The organism is Marinactinospora rubrisoli, assembly GCF_042664915.1.
Lineage (GTDB): Bacteria > Actinomycetota > Actinomycetes > Streptosporangiales > Streptosporangiaceae > Marinitenerispora > Marinitenerispora rubrisoli.
Map to the genome: position 1 here is coordinate 280046 of NZ_JBHTBH010000001.1, position 20568 is coordinate 300613.

General features: G+C 71.8%; 20 protein-coding genes. 7 read left to right on the top strand and 13 right to left on the bottom strand.

Annotated elements, in window-relative coordinates; all coding sequences use genetic code 11:
- Nucleotides 1-245 precede the first annotated feature (245 nt).
- Complete coding sequence (locus ACFQRF_RS01285) at nt 246-731, bottom strand: hypothetical protein (RefSeq protein WP_379868128.1); 486 nt, start codon at nt 729-731, stop codon at nt 246-248.
- Nucleotides 732-908: 177 nt separating this feature from the next.
- Here ACFQRF_RS01285 and ACFQRF_RS01290 point away from each other — a divergent pair, with 177 nt between their 5' ends.
- The 3 genes from ACFQRF_RS01290 (at nt 909) to ACFQRF_RS01300 (ending at nt 3448) form a co-directional block, all read left to right on the top strand.
- Nucleotides 909-1547, top strand: coding sequence for a TetR/AcrR family transcriptional regulator (locus ACFQRF_RS01290; RefSeq protein WP_379868129.1), 639 nt, complete (start codon nt 909-911; stop codon nt 1545-1547).
- A gap of 205 nt (nt 1548-1752) precedes the next feature.
- Nucleotides 1753-2862: a DUF418 domain-containing protein gene (locus tag ACFQRF_RS01295; protein ID WP_379868130.1), complete on the top strand. Its 1110-nt coding sequence runs from the start codon at nt 1753-1755 to the stop codon at nt 2860-2862.
- Between the two features lie 211 nt (nt 2863-3073).
- Nucleotides 3074-3448: an RNHCP domain-containing protein gene (locus ACFQRF_RS01300; protein ID WP_379868131.1), complete on the top strand. Its 375-nt coding sequence runs from the start codon at nt 3074-3076 to the stop codon at nt 3446-3448.
- A gap of 102 nt (nt 3449-3550) precedes the next feature.
- Here the strand turns inward: ACFQRF_RS01300 and ACFQRF_RS01305 are convergent, their stop codons facing one another.
- The gene (locus ACFQRF_RS01305; protein ID WP_379868132.1) at nt 3551-4426 is read right to left on the bottom strand and encodes an N-acetylmuramoyl-L-alanine amidase; all 876 of its coding nucleotides are present in this window, start codon (nt 4424-4426) and stop codon (nt 3551-3553) included.
- A 252-nt stretch (nt 4427-4678) separates the two neighbouring features.
- Here ACFQRF_RS01305 and ACFQRF_RS01310 point away from each other — a divergent pair, with 252 nt between their 5' ends.
- Nucleotides 4679-5041: a YkvA family protein gene (locus ACFQRF_RS01310; RefSeq protein WP_379868133.1), complete on the top strand. Its 363-nt coding sequence runs from the start codon at nt 4679-4681 to the stop codon at nt 5039-5041.
- A 495-nt stretch (nt 5042-5536) separates the two neighbouring features.
- On the opposite strand, the gene bldC is transcribed toward ACFQRF_RS01310, so the two are convergent.
- Together bldC and ACFQRF_RS01320 are read right to left on the bottom strand one after the other, a co-directional pair.
- The gene (bldC, locus tag ACFQRF_RS01315; RefSeq protein ID WP_067965399.1) at nt 5537-5740 is read right to left on the bottom strand and encodes a developmental transcriptional regulator BldC; all 204 of its coding nucleotides are present in this window, start codon (nt 5738-5740) and stop codon (nt 5537-5539) included.
- Between the two features lie 743 nt (nt 5741-6483).
- Nucleotides 6484-7422 (bottom strand): DUF8083 family protein, encoded by a 939-nt coding sequence (locus ACFQRF_RS01320; protein WP_379868134.1) that lies wholly within the window; start codon nt 7420-7422, stop codon nt 6484-6486.
- Between the two features lie 383 nt (nt 7423-7805).
- Here ACFQRF_RS01320 and ACFQRF_RS01325 point away from each other — a divergent pair, with 383 nt between their 5' ends.
- The gene (locus tag ACFQRF_RS01325; protein ID WP_379868135.1) at nt 7806-8084 is read left to right on the top strand and encodes a DUF3073 domain-containing protein; all 279 of its coding nucleotides are present in this window, start codon (nt 7806-7808) and stop codon (nt 8082-8084) included.
- A gap of 181 nt (nt 8085-8265) precedes the next feature.
- Here the strand turns inward: ACFQRF_RS01325 and purM are convergent, their stop codons facing one another.
- The 3 genes from purM to ACFQRF_RS01340 all read right to left on the bottom strand — a co-directional run bounded on the left by purM (nt 8266) and on the right by ACFQRF_RS01340 (nt 11439).
- On the bottom strand, nt 8266-9321 hold the full coding sequence (gene purM / locus ACFQRF_RS01330; protein WP_379868136.1) for a phosphoribosylformylglycinamidine cyclo-ligase: 1056 nt from the start codon (nt 9319-9321) through the stop codon (nt 8266-8268).
- Between the two features lie 112 nt (nt 9322-9433).
- A complete protein-coding gene (gene purF / locus ACFQRF_RS01335; protein ID WP_379868991.1) occupies nt 9434-10879 on the bottom strand; it encodes an amidophosphoribosyltransferase in 1446 nt (481 codons plus the stop codon).
- 62 nt (nt 10880-10941) lie between these two features.
- Nucleotides 10942-11439, bottom strand: coding sequence for a sterol carrier family protein (locus ACFQRF_RS01340; RefSeq protein ID WP_379868137.1), 498 nt, complete (start codon nt 11437-11439; stop codon nt 10942-10944).
- Between the two features lie 574 nt (nt 11440-12013).
- On the opposite strand from ACFQRF_RS01340, the gene ACFQRF_RS01345 reads away from it, so the two are divergent.
- On the top strand, nt 12014-12631 hold the full coding sequence (locus ACFQRF_RS01345) for a DUF47 domain-containing protein (protein ID WP_379868138.1): 618 nt from the start codon (nt 12014-12016) through the stop codon (nt 12629-12631).
- Between the two features lie 28 nt (nt 12632-12659).
- On the top strand, nt 12660-13682 hold the full coding sequence (locus ACFQRF_RS01350) for an inorganic phosphate transporter (protein WP_379868139.1): 1023 nt from the start codon (nt 12660-12662) through the stop codon (nt 13680-13682).
- Nucleotides 13683-13784: 102 nt separating this feature from the next.
- On the opposite strand, the gene pstB is transcribed toward ACFQRF_RS01350, so the two are convergent.
- From pstB to ACFQRF_RS01380, 6 genes are all read right to left on the bottom strand, one after another.
- Nucleotides 13785-14564 carry a phosphate ABC transporter ATP-binding protein PstB gene (gene pstB, locus ACFQRF_RS01355; protein WP_379868140.1) on the bottom strand — a complete coding sequence of 260 codons (780 nt, stop codon included), beginning with the start codon at nt 14562-14564 and terminating at the stop codon, nt 13785-13787.
- Between the two features lie 49 nt (nt 14565-14613).
- Nucleotides 14614-15699: a phosphate ABC transporter permease PstA gene (pstA, locus tag ACFQRF_RS01360; RefSeq protein ID WP_379868141.1), complete on the bottom strand. Its 1086-nt coding sequence runs from the start codon at nt 15697-15699 to the stop codon at nt 14614-14616.
- The gene (gene pstC / locus ACFQRF_RS01365; protein WP_379868142.1) at nt 15700-16662 is read right to left on the bottom strand and encodes a phosphate ABC transporter permease subunit PstC; all 963 of its coding nucleotides are present in this window, start codon (nt 16660-16662) and stop codon (nt 15700-15702) included.
- Nucleotides 16663-16962: 300 nt separating this feature from the next.
- Nucleotides 16963-18078 (bottom strand): phosphate ABC transporter substrate-binding protein PstS, encoded by a 1116-nt coding sequence (pstS, locus tag ACFQRF_RS01370; protein WP_379868143.1) that lies wholly within the window; start codon nt 18076-18078, stop codon nt 16963-16965.
- A gap of 301 nt (nt 18079-18379) precedes the next feature.
- Nucleotides 18380-19348, bottom strand: coding sequence for a mycothiol synthase (gene mshD / locus ACFQRF_RS01375; protein ID WP_379868144.1), 969 nt, complete (start codon nt 19346-19348; stop codon nt 18380-18382).
- Nucleotides 19349-19397: 49 nt separating this feature from the next.
- Entirely contained in the window at nt 19398-20450 is a 1053-nt protein-coding gene (locus ACFQRF_RS01380; RefSeq protein WP_379868145.1) for a hypothetical protein, read from the bottom strand.
- Between the last annotated feature and the right edge of the window lie 118 nt (nt 20451-20568).

Consider the following 20568-nt stretch of genomic DNA (forward strand, 5'->3'; position numbering starts at 1 on the left):
TCCGGGTCGCGGTTGATGAGCAGGTGCCCGACGCCGTACGCGGCGGCTGTGGCTCGGCCGCGAGGACCGCCGGCACCGCCCCCTCGTCGTCGAACGGCGCGTCGATCAGCGGCGGCAGCTCCACGGGGCCGCCCCGGCCGGTCTCCTTGATCGCGGTGCGGATCTGATGCACCGGACGGTCGGTGGGCACCGTGAGCATCGGCCGGTGCGCGAGCGCGCCGATCTCCCGGCCGCCGCGCCGGACATCAGCCGGCCGGTGGATCCGCCAGGAGCACGCCACGATCGGCGGCGACGTCGAATCCCAGCACCGGACGGCAGTGGTCGCCTTCCGGGTCCATCAGTACCGGTCTGCCGAGCCGACGGCCGATGTCCCGCAGGAACCGGCAGAAGAGGTCGAGCCGGTCCGGTCCCTGAAGCTCCCGCAGATCCACGTCGAAGTCGATCTCCTCCGCCGCCTGGAAACGGAAGATCGCCAGGACGTCCGGCGACGGCCGGACCCGCAATTCGGCGCACTCGGCGTGGGCCGGGCGGGCGAACACCGCGTCCGCCCGGGGGACCGGCGGCACCGTCGCGCCCTCGGAGTACCGGCACTTCCAGGGGCGCTCCCCGACGAGATCGAGGAGGATCTGCAAGTCCGCCACCGAGGTGCGCGGGACCCGCGGATTCGGCAGCGGGCCCATGAGCCCGGGATCGACGTCATGCGCGACGTCGGTCCACAGCGGATCGGCCACCTCGCCATGGTGCCCGGTGGCCCGGCCCGAGACCACCCGTGGCGCAGGCCACGCCCGGCACCGACCGGGTGGTATGTCCGTTCCATTACGCTGAGGGAGATGTGTGGACCGGCGGCGCCGGAGCGGACCGGCACCGCCCGGAGCCGGACCGACGACCACCGCACGAGGGAGTACCGCATGGCTGACGAGACCGACCGGCGAGCCGCCTCCGCTTCGGACCTCGACTCCCTCTCGGTCCCCGACCGCCTGCTGACCGTCGCCACCCGGCTGTTCGCCGAGCGCGGGTTCGAGCGCACGTCGGTGCAGGAGCTCGTGGACGCGGCCGGGGTGACCAAGGGCGCGATGTACCACTACTTCAGCTCCAAGGAGGACCTGCTCTTCGCCGTCTACCAGCGGGTCCTCGCGATGCAGACGCGCCGCCTGGAGGGTTTCGCGACGGCCGAGGGGCCACTCCCCGAGCGGCTGCACGCCGCGGCGGCCGACGTCGTCCACACCACTGTGGACAACCTCGACGACACGGTGATCTTCTTCCGTTCGCTGCACATGCTCTCGGAGGAACGGAGCGGCGCCGTGCGCAGGCAGCGCCGCGAGTACCACGAGCGCTTTCGCGACATGATCCGGACCGGCCAGCGGCAGGGGGACTTCCGCACCGACATCCCCGCCGACCTGGTGGTGAACCACTTCTTCGGTGCCGTGCACCACCTGGGCATGTGGTACCGCCCCGACGGCGAACTGTCGGGGGCGGCCATCGGCGGCTACTACGCCGACCTGCTGCTGGCCGGCCTCCGGCCCGAGTCGCGGCCGGGCGGGAGCTGATCGGCGGGCCGGCCGCGGCCTGACTTCTCGGGCGGAGCATGCGCGCAGGGACGTCCGTCGTGCCCTGTTCGGCATGGTATTTCCCCGGACTTTGCCCCTTTTTTCGGAACTGTTGACGTCCCACCGCCCTCCCGGACGTTGCCGTACCCCCTCCCGTGCGCGATTTCTGGAAGGTGACAGCGTCCGGAAGCGGGGGAGCCGATTCATGACCGACACGGTGCGCCGAAGGCCCGGCACACTCGACCCGGAGCCGCCCGCCGCCCTAGGGCCCGAGGCGGAGACCCTGCTCGGGGCGGCGGTCGCCGGTCTGGTCCTCGCCGCGAGCCCGCTCCTGGTCGCGCCCGGCGGCGTTTCGCCCCCCGGCTTCGGCGACATGGGGCCGCTCCTCTTCGGCGCCGCCGCCGAGCAGCGGGTGCTGCCGCTGCTCGCCTTCCTCGCCGGTGCCGTCGGGACGCTCCTGGCGGACCACCGGGTCCGGCGTGGTGAGCGCGCCGTCGCCGTGTGGCTCGGCTCCCTGCGGCCCCTGGCGGTGCTCGCCGTCCTCGGCGCCCTGCACGGGCTGCTGCACCCGGGCGACGTGCTGTTCCCGCTCGTCGTGATCGCGGTGGTGGTGCTGTTCCCCGTGGCCTGGCTGCCCGGCTGGATCGTGCTGCTGGCCGGCGTGCTCGGCACCGTGCTCGGCGTCACGGTGATGGGCGGGCACTGGGTGATTCCGGGGATGCTGCTGCTCGGCATGGCCGCCGTCCGCCACCCGCCCGCCGCCTGGCCGCCGCGCGATGCGCGGGACCTGTGGGCGGTGCTGCTGATCGGATCCGGAGGCGCGACCGGCATGCTGCTCGGCTATGGGGTACATCCCGGCGGCCCCTACCAGACGCAGATCCAGAGCCTCACCGGCCTGCTCACCGCCGCCGCAGGCGCCGCGGCGGTGCTGCTGGTGCTGCGGCTGCCGCTGGTCGGCGCGGCGCTCGCGTGGGTGCTGCGCCCCCTCGGGCGGATGCCGGTGACCTGCTACCTGACCGCGACGCCCGCGGTGGCCCTGCTGGGCCGGTCCGTGGTGCCGCCGGACGCGGGCCCGCACCCGGTGGTCACCGTCGCGGTCACCGTCCTCGTCGCGCAGTTGTGCTGGGGCCGGTGGTGGCTGGCGCGGCACGAGGAGGGGCCGGTCGAGGGGTACTGCCGGCGGCTGACCGACCGGAGGACGGTCCGCACCGGTGCGGTGCGGCCGCGGACCGCGGGCGCGGCCGACGGCGGCGACTGGTCCCTTCGGCCGGCCGTGCACCCCACGGCGCGGTCGCGGAAAACCCGTTGCCTGTGACCGGCTGCGCGGGGTTCACTGTCGAGGCGGACCACGGTCCGTCCCGTTTCCCTGCCAAGAGAGGTGGCCTATGGCCCGGCGTGCTCCGAGCGTACTTCGCGTCTTCGTCGAAGGGCCGGATCTCTGACCAGCACGGACCGGTCCTCCACGGAGACGGCGGGGAGCGCTCACGCGTTCGGCTCACCCGCCTCTCACGCAAGGAGCACCCTACGTGTCCCGACGCGATTCCCGTTCCCGCGCCCATCGGCGCCCGGAATCGTTCCGCTGCCTCAACTGCCGGCTGGACGTGCCGCTGACCGCTCTCGGAACGGCGCACCGTAACCACTGCCCGAACTGCCTGTGGAGCCGGCATGTCGACGAGCGGGTCCCCGGTGACCGCGCTTCGGAGTGCGCGGCACGGATGGAACCCGTCTCGATCGCCGTCCGCAGTGACGGCGAGTGGTCGATCGTCCACCGGTGCACCGGATGCGGCGCGCTGAACGTCAACCGGATCGCCGGCGACGACAATCCGCTGCCGTTGCTCCGGCTGGCCGTTCGGCCGCTGGCCAATCCGCCGTTCCCGCTGGAACGGCTCGCCGCCTGGTAGCGGCGCCGGGTGGTGCTCCGGGCTCCGGCCCGTGGGCACCACCCCGCGCGTCCGGCCGGAAGGCCGGACGGGGCCCGCCGGACCTCGCCGCCCCCGCCGTGCTCAATCGCGCCGCAGGAACTCCACCAGCCCGGCCGTGACCCCGTCGGCGGCGCGGTCCCGCCACGCCTCGTCGGTGAGACGTTCCGCGTCGTCCGGGTCGCCCATGTTGCCGACCTCCAGGAACACCTTGGGGACCGTCGACTTGTTCAGACCGCCCAGGTCCGTGCGGACGTCGATGCCGTCGTCGCCCGCGTAGCCGGCCGGCGGCTGGCCGGCGTGCTCCGCGAAGTGGTCGCGGACCGCCTCGGCGAGCCGCATCGACGGTTCCACGATCTCCTCGGTGTAGCCGGGCACCTCGCCGGGCGCGATGACGTGGAAGCCGCGGTGCCCTGCGGGCGCGCCGTCGGCGTGCAGGGAGATGGCGGCATCCGCCTCGGCGTCGTTGCCGATCTCGGCGCGCTCGTCGACGCACGGCCCCACACCGGAGTCGTCGGTGCGGGTGAGGACCACCCGGGCCCCCTCGGTCTCCAGCCGGTCCTGAACACGCCGCGCCAGGTCCCAGGTGAACGCGTGCTCCGGGTAGCCGTCGGCCGTCTCGGCCCCCACGGTGTCGCAGGCCTTGCTCCCGGGTCCGGCGGGGACCTGGCGGTTGATCTCTTCGGACGCGTCGGCGTTCCCCCCGTTGTGGCCGGGATCGACGACGACCGTCAGCCCGGCGAGCGGCCCGGTGGGCGGCGCGTCGTCGGCCTGGGGGGACCGGGCGTCGTCACCGGGCGCGTCCGGTCCGGGGAGCGGCAGCGTGGCCGTGGCGCCCGGGACGGGGACGCCACCGAGGGAACCGGCGCATCCGGTGGCCAGCAGCACGACCGTCGCCATGGCGAACAGGCCGGCGCTCCGGGGGCGCCCCGGGCGGTCGGGGTCGTGGCCGCGCGTCATGTGGATGGCTCCCCCAAATAGGTCGGCCGGCGGAGGGACGGGTCGCCCCACAACCTACGGCACGCGCGCCGGTCATGACATTGCGGCAGGTGGGCCTGGTGCGGCGCGTGATGCCGGAAAGACCCGGAACTTCGGCGGTGTGGGGAAAGCCGCGGAATGCCGGAAGCGGTGAGTGGGAACAACCTGAGGCGGAGACGCGTCATATCTCAAAACGCGGCCCCCGTCCCATCGACACATGCCGAGGTGAAGAGAATGCGCAAGTCCAACCGCGTGGCCGCCGGCGCCGCGGCCTGGAAGGTCGTGCAGGACAGCAGCAAGCCCGGTCGGCCCGGTATCTGGGAGCGCGCGGCCGCGGTCCCCCGGCTGCTCGGCGCGCGTCTGCGCGGGCGTTACACGCAACTGTCGGCGTCCAAGGTCGCGCTGTTCGCCCTGGCGGCCGTCTACATCCTTTCGCCGATCGACCTCGTCCCCGAGTTCTTCGCCCCGATCCTCGGTCTCGCCGACGACGTCGGAGTCGCGGTCTGGCTCGCCGCCAGCCTGCTGACGGAGACCGAACGGTTCATGGAGTGGGAGGCGCGGGGGCCCGAGTACGTCCAGGGGAACGTGGTCTCCTGAGCGGAGCCGTCCCGGCCGGCGAAGTCCGGGGCGGACGACGGCGGACCGGGGCTGCTCGCCCCGGTCCGCCGCGCTGCTCCGGCGCGGTCGGACGGGTCCGCCGGCAGGGGACTCGCGATCGGGAACGGGATTCCGATGGCGCCGCCGACGGTCCGCCGCGGCTGTGCCACGGCTCCGGCCGCATCAGGGTGGTGGCCAGGACCGGGTCCGCGGCCCCACAGGGGGTGTTCCGCGGACGGAACCGGCGGGGATGATCCGGTGCCTCGGCGCTGGGAACGGCGCTGTCGGCGGCGGTCACGACTCCGGTCCGCGTGCTGGTCCTGTTCGTCTGCCTTGTCGTTGTCCGGCCCTCTCCCTCCGGACACCGGTACAAGCGCTGTCTTCGGCTCTGCCGGGCGAACCCCGGGCGGATCGTCGCCGACGACCCTGCCATCCCAGGGCGGGCAGGCGGTCCCCCCTGTCCTTTCCCCCCGGATACGGCACGAGCCTGGAGGGTTACTCCGCGCGCTGGTTGGGGATGCCGGCGAGCAGCGCGCGAACTTCGGTCTCCCGGTAGCGGCGGTGGCCACCCAGCGTCCGGATCGAGGTCAGCTTGCCCGCCTTCGCCCAGCGCGTGACGGTCTTGGGGTCCACGCGGAACATGGTGGCAACCTCGGCAGGGGTCAACAGGGGCTCCGCCTCGGGCGTGCGAGTTGACATGTGTACGGCCTCTCCTCCTGGATCTGTGTACCGATCCTGAGCCTTATCCTGGCACTTGGCCCGGATGTCCAATATTGCCCTCTAGGTCTATATTGGCATCACCCGAGGTGATTACGCGACCACTTAACGCGACTTTGTTGGATGGGGCATCTCAAAGTCGCCAATGCGGTGCGTCACGCTGAGTGATTCTAGCGACACGTTTAGTGGCATGTGGCGTATTCGGTCAAAACTTCGTTCTCCGGCCCTGTTTTTCGCGATCCGGCGGGCCGAAAGTGCTAGGGCACTGGGGGGCCGAAACGGGACCGGTGGGTCTGGCGAGGGGTGCTACGAGTACGTTTACCAGCTCTTTCGTGCATCCGACCACCCTGGGTGGCCGCGTCGTGGCTCACAGTCGGCGACCCTCGTCTGCCGGCGGAAACGGCGTAGTGGTGCGGGTTTCCGGTTACTGAGCGTGCGCTTGGCGCCGTGTGGCCTGTGCGGCGGCGAGAGTCATATCGGGTGGTATGCCCAATTTTGGCAATGTTGACGCCAAGTGCGTCACTCGTCCTGCGGTATCCCACGTGTACCCGATAGGGATTAAGAATCACGTCAACAGAAACCTGGTACACCAGGTTGCGCGCGGTGTGGCGTACGGCGGAACGTGACGGGTTCTCGCGTTCCCTCGCGGGTCGGCACAGGTCAGCGGTCCGGGCCGGGTGCGCTGCGAGATCGGTCACGCGGCCGGGCCGCCCGGTCGCACCGCGTCAGTTCGCGTGTTCGAGCGCCTGCACCGCGCGCCAACGCCGGGTCAAGCGGTGGTACATCGCCATCGCCAGTCCCTCCTGGCCGTTCTCCAGGCTGGTGACCGCCGCGGCGACCTCGGCGACCGACTCGTCCGCGCGTAGTCCGGCGTCATCGAGAAGGTGCACCAGGCCGCCGTAGTCCAGTTCGAGCAGCCCGCGCGGGTGGGCGACCGCGGACAGCCAGTCCTCCAGCTGCTCGGCCGCGGTCAGCAGCACGCCCTCGCCCACGGTTCCGCGGAGCACGGCGATCGCGCGGGCCAGCCGCCGGCGGGACTCCGCGACCTCGGCGACGTACAGCATCGCCCGGGTCGCCGCGTGCGGACCGGATTCGCCCCACTTACCGGCGGGAAGCGCCGGTCCGGTGGCCGTCCCCCACTGCGACGGGCCGGAGTCGTCGCGCGCCGCCGTCTGCCCCGGGGCCGCGTCGAGCACCAGGCAGCGCTCCGTCGGTGCGAAGGGGACGAACCAGCTCAGCGGGACGGTCCACGTGCTGGTGAGGATCCGGGTGCGCACCGGCTCGCCGCGCTCCTGCCAGCGCTCGAAACCGGACTCCGCGGCCCGAGCGACCGTCTCGGGGACGAACGCCGCGCTGAGATGGGCGGGCGTGGCGGTCCGGAACTCCCGGAAGGCCAGCCAGGAGCGCAGCCGGGTCTGCCACGGACAGATGTAGAGATCCCGGCCCATCCGGCGCACGTAGGCGTCTCCGCTCTCGTGCTCGGGGACCACGATCGGCGGTGTGGCGACGATCCGCCGGAGGCTCTCGGCGTGCTCCACGGCCACGGACTCCACCCGTCGCGGCCGGTCGGGGGAGTCCGCGTACGCCCGCCAGTAAGCCTGGTCCCGGCTCGAAAATGCGGCAATGGGCTGGTAGACGCGGAGATAGGCGGTGTAGGGCAGCACGCTCGCATCGTGGCACATATCGTGGCCGGTGGCACTCCACCGGTTGAACATGCGGCGGGTGGGAATGCTGCCTGGGGACGGACCGGGCCCACCGCGGTATGCGTCGCGGGCGCCCGCCGGTCCGTCGGCGTCCCGCCCCAGCGCGGCGGGCGCGGGCATACGGGGGTGTCAGGCTGCGGCGACGCGCCGACGAGGGCGCGCCGGAGCGGCACGTCCGCTTATCAGCGGGCGGCGTAGGCAGGTTGGTTCCAAACCGGGTACGGTTGTATCCGTACGTAAGCTGGCGCCTGTCGTCAGTGCGGTGACGGCCGTCAGCCCGGCATTGCGGTTTTGCTAGTGATCTGGGGTTTGGGAAAACCCAAATCGTTGAGGGGGTCGAGCCAATGGGGCGCGGCCGAGCCAAGGCCAAGCAGCAGAGGGTCGCCCGGCGGTTGAAGTACAAAGCCGGTGGTACCGACCTTGACCGGCTGCGGGCAGAGCTGGGTGTCGCTGAGGACAACGAGTCGTCCGAGGAGCCTGCGGGCGCGTCGGACGGCGCGTACGAAGACCCTTACGACGACCTGGTCGACCGTTATGCGGACTTTGCCGACAAGTACGCGGGCGGTAACGACGCCATGGGGGACACGGGGGACGACTCCGAGCGATCGGACCGTCTTCGCTAGCTTGTGGGGTTGAGCCGTCGGCGGCAGGGGGCATCCGCCTAACCGGGTCCGCGGACAACAGGCAGACATGGCCGGTGCGATCCACCCAGAGGGATCGGGCCGGCCCGTCTGTGTCCGCACCATGTCCGGTGTACCCGCCGTGCCGCTCACGGCGGGACGCGCGCCGGGGCGGCCGGGCAGATCAGGCATGGTCACCCGTGACACGCACCTCTCCGGTCCCCGATGTGACCGATCCCATGATCCACGCCGGCAGGCCGCGCTCAGTGAGCAGCGCCAGCGCGCGCTCCACCGAGTCCGGGGCGACGACCGCCACCATGCCCACCCCCATGTTGAAGGTGCCCTCCAGGTCGGCGCGGGACAGCTTCCCGTACTCGGCGAGGAAGCCGAACACCGGCGGCGGGGTCCAGGTCGAGCGCTCCAGGACGGCGTCCACGCTCTTCGGGAGCGACCGCGCCAGGTTGGCGGCCAGCCCGCCCCCGGTGATGTGGGCGAAAGCGTGCACCTCCACCTCGGCGGCCAGCGTCAGGCAGTCCTTGGCGTACACCCGGGTGGGGGTCAGCAGCACCTCGCCGAGCGGTCCGCCCAGTTCCGGTACCTCGCTCCGGAGGTCCAGCCCCGCACGGTCGACCACGTGCCGGATCAGTGAGTACCCGTTGGAGTGCGGTCCGGAGGAGGCCAGCCCGATGACGACGTCGCCCGGGCGGACCCGGTCCGGGCCGAGGATGGCGTCGGCCTCGACGATCCCCGTCCCGGCGCCGGCCAGGTCGTACTCGTCGGGGCGCATGGCTCCGGGGTGCTCCGCGGTCTCGCCGCCGATGAGGGCACAGCCCGCCTGCCGGCAGCCCTCGGCGATGCCGCCGACGATCTCGGCCACCCGCTCCGGGACGACCGAGCCGCAGGCGATGTAGTCGGTCATGAAGAGCGGCTCGGCCCCGCTCACGACGAGGTCGTCGACCACCATGCCCACCAGGTCGATGCCGATGGTGTCGTGCCGGTCGAGAGCCTGGGCGAGCATCACCTTGGTGCCCACCCCATCGGTCGAGGTGGCGAGCACGGGCGCGCGGTACTTGGCGGTGTCCAGCCGGAACAGCCCGGCGAAGCCGCTGGCGTCGGTCATGAGCTCGGGACGGCGGGTGCGCGCCACATGCTGCTTCATCAGGTCGACCGCACGCTCGCCGGCGGCGATGTCGACTCCGGCGGCGGCGTAGGCCGGTGTGGTGTTGGCACCCTCTGCCACGGAAAGAACCTCTCAAGCGGATCGTCGGCGCCACCGCGACCGAGACCGGTCGGCGGGGCGGGCCGCGGGACGCGCGGTCCGGCGGTGTGGGAAACGGTACGTGGGCGGGCCGTCAGCGCCGGGTCGCGGCGAGAGTGTCGCGCGGCGTCCCGCAGGGCTTCTCCAGCAGGTACTTGCCGCGGGAGTCCTCGTCGACGTCGATGGGGTAGACACCGTCGAAGCAGGCTCTGCACAGCCGGTTCTTGGGCACCTCGGTGGCGGCGACGAGTTCGTCCAGGCTGATGAAGCCCAGCGAGTCGGCGCCGATGGAGGCGCGGATCTCCTCGTTGGAGAGGTTGCCCGCGATGAGCTCCGCCCGGCTGGCGAAGTCGATGCCGTAGTAGCACGGCCACATGACCGGCGGGCTGGAGATGCGCACGTGCACCTCGGCGGCGCCCGCCTCGCGCAGCATCCGCACCAGCGCCCGCTGGGTGTTGCCGCGCACGATCGAGTCGTCGACGACGACCAGGCGCTTGCCCGCGATCACGTCGCGCAGCGGGTTCAGCTTGAGCCGGATGCCGAGCTGGCGCAGCGTCTGGCTGGGCTGGATGAAGGTCCGCCCGACGTAGGAGTTCTTGACCAGCCCCTGGGCGAACGGGATGCCGCTGCCCTCGGCGTACCCCACCGCCGCGGGGGTGCCGGACTCGGGGACGGGGATGACGATGTCGGCCTCGGCGGGGTGCTGGCGGGCGAGCCGGCGGCCGACCTCCACCCGGGTGCTGTTGACGTTGCGGCCGGCGATGGTGGTGTCGGGCCGGGCCAGGTACACGTACTCGAACAGGCAGCCCTTGGGCGCCGCCGCCGCGAACCGGCGGGTGCGCACACCGCGCTCGTCGATGGTGATCAGCTCGCCGGGCTCCACCTCGCGCACCACGGTGGCGCCCACGGTGTCCAGGGCGGCCGTCTCGCTGGCGACCACCCAGCCGTTGTCCAGGCGCCCCAGGACGAGCGGGCGGATGCCCTGCGGATCGCGGGCGGCGTAGAGGGTGCGCTCGTCCATGAAGACCAGTGAGAAGGCGCCGCGGACCTGGGGCAGCAGCCGGACGGCGGCCTCCTCGACGCTCTGGTCGGGGTCGGAGGCGAGCAGGCTGGTGAGGACCTCGGTGTCGGTGGTCGCGGTCAGCCGGCCGGGAGGCAGCATCGCGGCGAGTTCCGGGGTGTTGACCAGGTTGCCGTTGTGGCCGAGGGCGAGGCCGCCCTCGCGGGAGGAGTAGAACGTCGGCTGGGCGTTCTCCCACACGGGGGACCCGGTGGTGGAGTAGCGGCAGTGGCCGATGGCCAGGTGCCCCTTGAGGGAGTCCAGGGTCGCCTCGTTGAAGACCTGGGGGACCAGTCCCATGTCCTTGTAGACGACGATGCGTTCGCCGTCGCTGAGAGCGATACCGGCGGACTCCTGCCCCCGGTGCTGCAGGGCGTAGAGACCGAAGTAGGTGAGCTTGCTGACTTCTTCGCCGGGAGCCCAGACCCCGAACACTCCACAGGCGTCCTGCGGTCCGCGTTCGAGTGGATCGATGTCCATGCTGAGCCGGCCGTCGGGATGCGACACGCTCCCCAGCTTAGTGGCTGATCACCTGCGGCGTGTCAAGCGGGGCTCACCTCGCCTTGACCTGGCCCGGCTCCTCGCCAGAGCGGGAGCAGTGGGGCCAGATCGGCGCGCACCCCGCTGGCGGCGACCGAGCGCCCGGCCACCGCGTCCTCCCAGGTGCGGTCGCCGAGCGCGAGCGCCAGCCAGGTGAGCGGGTCGGTCTCGACCACGCCGGGCGGCGTCCCCCGGGTGTGCCGGGGGCCCTCCAGGCACTGCACGGCTCCGAACGGCGGGACGCGCACCTCCAGGCTGTGCCCGGGCGCGCGCCGGGCGAGCTCGTCCAGGGTGCCCCGCACCGCGGCGCGTACCGCGGCGCGCTCCGGGGAGAGGCCGCGGCGGGCGGCCTCCAGTACCGCCCCGGCGCAGGCGGTCAGCACCTGCACGGGCCGGTCGGGGCCGTTGTAGGCGGGTTCGCCGAGTGCGGCGAGCTGGTCGTCGAGAACGGTCCGGAGGGCGGCGTGCCGGCGCTGGGCCGCGGTCGGTTTCGGGGGCACGGATTCGAGATTAGGCCCGCACGCGGAGTCGCCGCCGCCGGACCGATTCGGCGCGCCGCGTCACGATCCCGAAACGATCGGCGAGCGGTGTCATGCCGGCGTTCCGAGCGGGCAGCGGGAGAACGGAGCCCCGGGCGGCCCGGCGGCCCCGGACCCGCGGCGGAGGGGCCGGGACGGCTCGCCCTGTCCGGGCGGAAAGGCGGAGGTGGCGGTGGGATTTCCGGCCCACGACGGGAGCGACGAATCGTGTGTTCTACTGTGATTTGTGTCCTGTTCATGTGCTCGGCGCCCCCACGGGCGACGGCAGGTGGCCGGTCGGCCGCTCCTTCCGGGCTGTCGCCCGTGGAATGGGGCGGTTAGGATGATTGCTCCACGACCTCGGCTTTTGCCAGTGGTCAAGGCATTGCGAGTGATCCCAAGTGAACAAGGAGTGACGCGCCCCCGCCCGAAGCAACGGGGGTGCCGTGAGGGTGCGCCCGGAGAGGGGCGCGGCCTCAGTGTCGGTTTTGCCGGGTTTACCCGGTTGGTGCCAATAGCATCCTCACGAACGAACACCGCACTTCGGGAGAGAGATGTGCGCCTGCGCCTGACTCCGCGTGATGACAGCTACTACGAGATGTTCGCGGACTCCGCGAACAACCTGGTCATAGCCGCCCGCCTGCTGGTCGAGCTGATCAGCGAAGGCGCCGATCGTGATGCCATCACCGAGAAGATGCGGGCCTGCGAGCACGCGGGCGACGAGCGCACCCACGCCATCATGCGGCGGCTCAACGAGAGTTTCGTGACGCCGTTCGACCGCGAGGACATCTACCGGCTGGCCTCGTGTCTGGACGACGTCATGGACTCCATGGAGGCGGCCGTCGACCTCATCGGCCTCTACCAGCTGGAGCGGCTGCCCAAGGGCATCATCGACCAGGTCGAGGTGCTGGAACGGGCCGCCGAGCTGACCGCCGAGGCCATGCCACGGCTGCGCTCGATGAAGGACCTCACCAGCTACTGGATCGAGATCAACCAGCTGGAGAACCAGGCCGACCAGCTCTACCGGCGGTTGCTCGCCCACCTGTTCAGCGGTGAGTACGACGCGCTCACCGTGCTCAAGCTCAAGGACGTGATCGAGGAACTGGAGACGGCCGCGGACGCGTTCGAGCACGTCGCCAACACCGTCGAGAGCATCGCGGTCAAGGAATCCTGACCGGACCCCCCACCGGAACCCCAGTCGATTGCCCCCCGAAACCGCAGCGCTGGCCACGGTCGTCGCCCTGGCACTGCTGTTCGCGTACACCAACGGCTTCCACGACGCGGCCAACTCCATCGCCACCGCCATCACGACCCGTGCGCTCGCGCCACGGGTCGCGGTCGTGATGGCGGCGGTCATGAACCTGGTCGGCGCCTTCCTCGGCGAGGGCGTGGCCCGCACCATCGGCGCGAACATCATCACCCCGCTTCCCGGCGGCCATGGGCTCGTGGTGCTGTCGGCCGCCCTGGTCGGCGCGATCGTGTGGAACATGTTCACCTGGTACCGCGGCATCCCGGCCTCGGCGTCGCAAGCGCTGGTCGGCGGGATGGTCGGGGCGGCCCTGGCCTCGGCGAGCTCCGTCGACTGGTCCGGCGTCGTGCGCGACTTCGTGGTGCCCATGGCGCTGTCCCCCCTCGCCGGCGGACTGCTCGGCTACCTGCTGATGCTCGCGATCCTCTGGACCTTCCGCAGGGCCAGCCCCAGCCGGGTGGGGCGCAAGTTCCGGATCGCGCAGAGCGTCTCGGCGGCGGCCATGGCGCTCGGAAACGGCCTCCAGGACGCGCAGAAGACCATGGGGGTGGTCGTGCTCGCACTGGTGACCACGGGCTACCAGAGCGGATACGAGGTGCCCCACTGGGTGGTGCTCGCGGCGGCCGTGGCGATGTCCCTGGGCACCGCCACCGGGGGGTGGCGCATCATGCGCACGCTCGGCCGCCGGGTCATCCACCTTGACCCGGCACGCGGGTTCGCCGCCGAGGCGACGGTGTCGGTGGTCACCTACGCCACGTCATTCATCTGGCAGGTCCCCATCTCCAGCACGCACACCATCACGGCCGCCATCATCGGCGTCGGGGCCACCCGTCGGCTGTCCGCGGTGCGCTGGGGCGTGGCCGGGGACATCGTGTCCATCTGGCTGCTCACCGTGCCCGGCAGCGCCGCGGTCGCGGCCGCGGTGTACCTGCTGTACCAGGCGTTCCCGCTGACACAGGCGGTGCTGGGGCCCTGACCGCACACGCTCCGGGAAACGGAGCGGGCGGTGCGCTGCCGCGCACCGCCCGCCGCGAAAAGGTCGCCCGCCGGACCGCACCGGGCCGGGCGGACGGTCGCGTCAGCCGAACCGGCCGGTGATGTAGTTCTCGGTCTCCTTCTTGTCGGGCTTGGTGAAGATCTTGTTCGTCTCGCCCATCTCGATCAGCCGGCCCGGCTTGCCGGTGCCGGCCAGGTTGAAGAACGCCGTCACGTCGCTGACCCGGGCCGCCTGCTGCATGTTGTGCGTCACGATGACGATCGTGTAGTTCTCCTTGAGCTGGGCGATGAGGTCCTCGATCGCCAGCGTGGAGATGGGGTCCAGCGCCGAGCAGGGCTCGTCCATCAGCAGCACGGCGGGCTCCACCGCGATGGCGCGCGCGATGCACAGCCGCTGTTGCTGGCCGCCGGACAGGCCGGCGCCGGGGCGGTTCAGCCGATCCTTGACCTCGTCCCACAGGTTGGCGCCGCGCAGCGACCGCTCCACGATCTCGTCGGCCTTCGCCTTGGGCATCCGCTGGTTGTTCAGCCGTGCTCCGGCGATCACGTTGTCGTAGATCGACATCGTGGGGAACGGGTTGGGACGCTGGAACACCATGCCGATCTCGCGGCGGACCGCCACGGGGTCCACCTCGGCGGCGTAGATGTCCTGGTCGTCGAGCATGACCTTGCCCTGGACACGGGCGCCGGGGGTGACCTCGTGCATGCGGTTCAGCGTGCGGAGGAAGGTCGACTTGCCGCAGCCGGAGGAGCCGATGAACGCGGTCACCGACCGGGGCTCGATGGTCATCGAAACGTCCTCCACGGCGAGGAAGTCGCCGTAGTAGACGTGCAGTCCGGAGACGTCGATGCGTTTGGACACGGTGGGTACCTCTGGATTTCGGGAAAGCGTGCGGTGAGCGGGACCGGGGTCAGCGTCCCAGCTTCGGGGCGAAGAACCGCGAGACCAGGCGGGCGAGCAGGAACAGCAGCATCACGACGAGGATGAGCGTGAGCGCCGCGGCCCAGGCCCGCTCGTAGTTGATGGCGCCGCCCATCCGGACCTGCGAGTAGATGAAGACCGGCAGGCTCATCATCTGGCCGTCGAACAGGTTCCAGTTGATGGCGACCGCGGAGGAGCCCGCCGTGAGGATGAGCGGAGCGGTCTCGCCGATCACGCGGGCCAGCGCCAGCATGACGCCCGTGGTGATCCCCGCGATCGCGGTCGGCAGCACGACCTTGACGATGGTCAGCCACTTGGGCACGCCGAGCGCGTAGGACGCCTCCCGCAGTTCGTTGGGCACCAGGCGGAGCATCTCCTCGCAGGAGCGCACCACGACCGGGATCATCAGGACGGACAGCGAGATCGCGCCGGCGGCGCCGTTGGTGTTGCCGGGGCCGAACAGCAGCATCCACAGCGCCACGACGAACAGGCCGGCGACGATGGACGGGATGCCCGTCATGACGTCGACGAAGAAGGTGATCGCCTGCTTGAGCCGCCCTCGGCCGTATTCGACGAGGTAGATGGCGGTCATCAGCCCGATGGGGATCGAGATGAGCGCCGCGAACCCGGTGATGGAGATCGTTCCGACGATCGCGTGGTACACGCCGCCGGCGTCCATGCTCGGGGTCACGCCGTTCATCGACACCGAGAGGAAGTACCCGTCGAGCCGCTGCAGGCCGTTGACCAGCACGGTCCACAGCAGGGAGATCAGCGGCACCATGGCCAGGCCGAAACAGGTGTACACGACCGCGGTGACCAGCCGGTCGGTGGCCCGGCGGCCGTTCTCGACGATCGCCGAGGCGACGGTGATCAGCACCGCGTAGGCGACCGTGGTGCACACGGCCAGCAGCGGCAGGCTGAAGGCGCCCGCGACGGTCAGGGCGCCGGCCGCGCCGGCCGCCAGCACGGCGAGCAGCACCGGCGGGACCCAGCGGGGCAGCGTCCCGCCGAACAGCCCGGCGTTGCGGAGGTGGGCGCCGGTGGGCGCCGGGGAGGCTTCGGTACCGGTGGCCATTTACGAGAACTCCTTGCGACGCGCGACGACGAACCGCGCGACCATGTTGACGACCAGGGTGATCGCGAAGAGCACCAGACCGGCCGCGATCAGCGCCGACACCCCGTAGCCGGTCGCCTCGGGGTACTGCAGCGCGATGTGCGCCGCGATCGTCTGGTTGCCGCTCTGCAGCAGGGCCCAGGAGATCACCAGGGACGGGGAGAGGATCATCGCGACCGCCATGGTCTCGCCCAGCGCGCGGCCGAGACCGAGCATGGCGCCGCCGATGATGCCGGGCCGCCCGAACGGCAGCACGGCCATCCGGATCATCTCCCAGCGGGTCGCGCCCAGCGCGAGGGCGGCCTCCCGGTGCGCCTGCGGCACCTGCTGGAAGACGTCCCGGGTCATCGCGGTGATGATCGGCAGGATCATCACCGCCAGCACCAGCCCGACGGTGAGCATGGTGCGGCCCGTCGTCGACACCGGCCCGGCGAACAGCGGGACGACGCCGAGGTACCGCTCCAGGAGCTGGTAGAAGGGCCCGAGCTGGCCCACCAGCCAGCCGATGCCCCACAGGCCGTAGACGACGCTGGGGATGGCCGCCAGCAGGTCGACCACGTACCCCAGGACCGCGGCGATGCGACGCGGCGCGTAGTAGACGATGAACAGCGCGATCCCGATGGCCACCGGTGTGGCGATCAGCAGGGCGATGGCCGCGGCCAGAACGGTTCCGAAGGCCAGCGCGGCCACACCGAACGCCGGCTCCTCCCGGACGTTGGCGGCCCATTCGCTCGTGGTGAAGAAGTTGGCGGTGTTCGCGCTCAGCGAGTCGAAGGACTGGCCGATGAGGAAGGCCGCGACACCCGCCAGGATCGCCAGGATCAGGACGCCTGATCCGCGCGCGGTGTTGGCGAAGACGACGTCGCCCATCCGGCGTTTGCCCGTGGGGATCCGGGCCGCCGTAGACGAGTCTGAGGTGGTCATGTGGGACTCCGGTCGAGATGGTTCACTGCTGCGCTCCCGGGCGGAGCGCTCTTCCGCGGTCGCGCTGACAGTCGATGACGGGGTCGGTTACATTCTGTGCTCTTCTGGGTACCGGCCCGTGTGCGCCGGGCCGTCGGGTACCGTATCCGAGCCCGTGGCGCCCGGGCGGGCCGCCCCCCGTCCGGTGCGCCGCCGTGAGGGGACGGCCGGTGACGGGAGACCCCGCGAAACGCCCCGAGGGGTAGGACCGTCCCCTTCCGGGATCGGTCCTACCCCTGCGTGGAACCGCCGGGCACCTGATCAGGCGCCGGCCGAGATCTGGTCGATGGTGCCCTGAAGCTGCTCGCGAAGCTCGGCCGAGATCGGGGCGGAGCCCGCCTCGTCCGCCGCGGCCTGCTGGCCGTCCTCGCTGATCAGGTAGCCGAGGAAGCTCTTGACCAGGTCGGCCTCGGCCTGGTCCTCGTAGCTCATGCAGGCCACCTCATAGCTGACGAGCACGATCGGGTACGCGCTGGAGTCATCGGTGGCGTAGTTCAGCTCGATGGCGTGGTCGTCGTCGTTGCCGGGAGCCGGCTCGGCGGTGTCGACGATCGCGGCCGCGGCCTCGGGGCTGTACTCGACGAACTCCTCGCCCACGCCGACCGCCGCGGTGCCGAGCTCACCGGCGTGCGAGGCGTCGACGTAGCCGATGGTGCCCTGGCCGCCCTCGACGGCGGAGACGACACCGGAGGAGCCCTGCGCGGCCTCCACGGGCTCGACCGGCCAGTCGCCGCTCGGCTCGTGCGGCCAGGCGTCGCCGGCGGCCTCGGCCAGGTAGGTGGTGAAGTTCTCGGTGGTGCCGGACTCGTCCGAACGGTTCACCGGGACGATGTCGGTCTCGGGGAGCTCGACGTCGGGGTTGTCGGCCGCGATGGCCTCGTCGTTCCAGGTGGTGATCTCACCGTTGAAGATGCCGGCGATCACTTCCGGGCTGAGGTTCAGCGACTCGACGCCGTCGAGGTTGAAGATGACGGCGATCGGGCTGATGTAGGTGGGGATGTTGATCGCGTTGGACCCGGTGCAGCGTTCGGTGGCCTGCTCCAGCTCCTCACCGGCGACCGCGCTGTCGGAGCCGGCGAAGGCCACCGCGCCGTCGAGGAACTGCGAGACGCCCGCGCCCGAGCCGACCGCGTCGTAGTTGACCGTGGTGCCTTCGCAGGCGCCGGTGTAGGCGGCCACCCACGCGTTCATGGCGTTCTCCTGCGAGCTGGCGCCGGCGCCGGCGAGCGTGCCGCCCCCGTCCACGCAGTTCACGTCCGTGGCGGCCGAAGCGCCACTCTCGCTCGGGTCCACGGCCTGGTCGCTGCCGCAGGCGGAAAGCGCCAGGGCGCCGGCAAGTGCCACTCCCGCGAACTGGCCATACCTAGAGAGCTTCACAGCCCTGGGGTCCTTCCTTTGGACTCTTACACCTTTGGGCGGGTCCGTTGCGTCCCCTGCCGAATGCGAAGGTAGGGAGGGCAGGTGACCAGCCGGACCAGCGAGAGTGAACGCAAGGTGAACGACATGCCGAGAGTCCCGGAATAACCGGCGGATGGCGGGCGGCGAACAGGTGAACCAGGTCTCATATGCGCAAAATGTCGGCTATGAACAGGTCTGATCGCGCACCAGGTGTGATCGGTCACGCTGCGTGCGGGGCGCGGCCTGCGGACCTGCGACGATGCCGCGCGGCCCGCGCGGATCAGCCCGCCGGGGCGTACATCACATCGGCGTCCCACAGGGTGAAACCGATCGACTCATAGAGCCGCACCGCCGCCCGGTTCGCCTCGTCCACGTACAGCAGCACCCACGGCAGTCCGCGGTCGCGCAGGTGGCGGACGCCCACCAGGGTGAGCGCGCGGCCCAGGCCGGAACCCTGCCAGTCCGGGTCCACCCCCACCACGTAGACCTCGCCCACCGGTTCGGTGTCGCTCAGCCCCGCGCCGTCGGCGTGCACCTTCGTCCAGTGGAAGCCGACCAGCGACCCGTCGGCGTCCTCGGCCACGAAGAACCCGGCCGGATCGAACCAGTCCTCCGCCACGCGCTGCCGGAGGTCCGCCAGGGTGACCCCGCCCTGCTCGGGGTGGCTCGCGAACGCGCGCGCATTCACCCGCAGCCACCGTTCCTCGTCCGCTCCCACCACGAACGTGCGGATCGTCAGCCGGTCCCCGGCGTCGCCCCGCAGCACCGGCTGCGGGAGCTGAACCGGCGCTCCCGAGGAGTCCCGCAGCGGCATCCGCATCTTGTACAGCCCGCGCACCTGCGCCCATCCGGCCGCCCGGGCCAGCGCCTGCGCGCCGGCCAGCCGGCCGTGCGCCCACACCCGCGTTCCGTGCGGCCCGGAGTCCTCGGTCAGCGAGCGCAGCAGCCGCGCGCCGTACCCGCGGCGGCGGTGGCCGGGCGCCACGACCAGTTCGGCGGAGCCGGGCCCGGCGGCCGGGTCCCCCCGCTCGGCGAAGGCGAATCCGGCGAGCGCGTCCGGCGCGGACCCGGGGCCCTCGTAGAGCAGGTGGAAGCGGACGCCGTCCGCCACGGAGCCGTGCCGCACCCGGAGCAGCGTCTGCTCGGACAGCGGATCGACGCCGTCCGAGGCCCGCGCCGCCGCCGCGAGCGAGAGGACCCCCTCGATCTCGCCGGCCGTCAGGCTCCCGGTGATGCGCACGTGGCTCATGGACCGAGTCTAGGACCCGGGTGTCCGCCCGCCGTGACCGGTGGCCGCGTCAGGAGCGGCGGCGGCGTCCCCGGTAGGGGCCGTCACCGGCCCGCACCCGCCGGGCGGGAGCGAGCGGCGCCGACAGCAGCAGGAGCAACAGCAGGAAGAGCAGCAGCGCACTGGGGGCGATGCCGCCGCGCCGTTCCTCCTCGGCGGCGGCGGGAGTTCCGGTGGGGTCGCCCGGCGTGACCATGGGGAGTTCGGCGAGCCCTTCCCCCGGGTCGACCTCCGGCAGGTCCGGGGCGCCCGTGGGCAGCTCCGACAGGTCGGCGCCGGGCGTGCCCGGGACGGTGGTGTCGACCTCTCCGCGCGGCGCGGAGGCGGCTCCGCCCGGCCGCACCGGGGACTCGGGCGGCGTGCGGGCGGCCTCCTCCGAAGAGGTGGACGTCGGCGTGGCGGTGTCGTCACCGGTACCGGCGCCGCCGTCGTCGGTGGGCTCGCCGGTGGGCGCGGGCTCGCGAGTCGGTTCGGAGGTCGGAGTGGGCGTCCCGGACGGTGGCGGATCGGAGGTCGGCGTCGGTTCCGGGGTGGGGGTGGGGGACTCCTGGCTCGGCGGGTCCGTGGGCGTGGGGTCGGGCGTCGGCGAGGGGGTGGGGTCAGGGCTCGGCTCGGGCTCGACCGTGACGACGAGCGGCTCCGGTTCCAGCTCCTCGGTGGGCTCGGCGCAGGCACCGTCCTCGCCCAGAGCGCCGTAGACCACCCAGCCGGTGAACTCCAGCTCGCCCGGCTCCTCGGCCGTGCCGGTCACCTCCACCCGCGCCGGGGCGTCCGCGGTCACCTCGGCCGGCGTCATGGGCACCGTGTCGAACCCGGGCGCGCCGCGGAGCTCTCCGGTGGCGCAGACGGGCTGGTCGTCCGGGGCCGTGACGGTGAGCGTCACGGTGAGCTCGTCGCCGGGCCGCACCGTCTCCGTCTCGGTGCTCAGGACCGCGGCCGGGGCGTCAGCGGCGGCGGCCACCGGAGCCAGGGCGACCAGCGCGGTGCCGGTGAAGGCCACACCCAGTGGCAGGACCGGTAGTACCGGGAATCCCAGCGGTCGGCCACTCGCGCCGCTCGCCATGGCGCAGTCCTCCTCAGCGGCAGTCTCGGGCGCTCCGTTCGCGATGACGGAGGGTGCGTCTGCTTCGTGGGGTCGGCCGGACGTCGGGAGCGCGCATCGGGGAGCCGCGGCGCGCCGC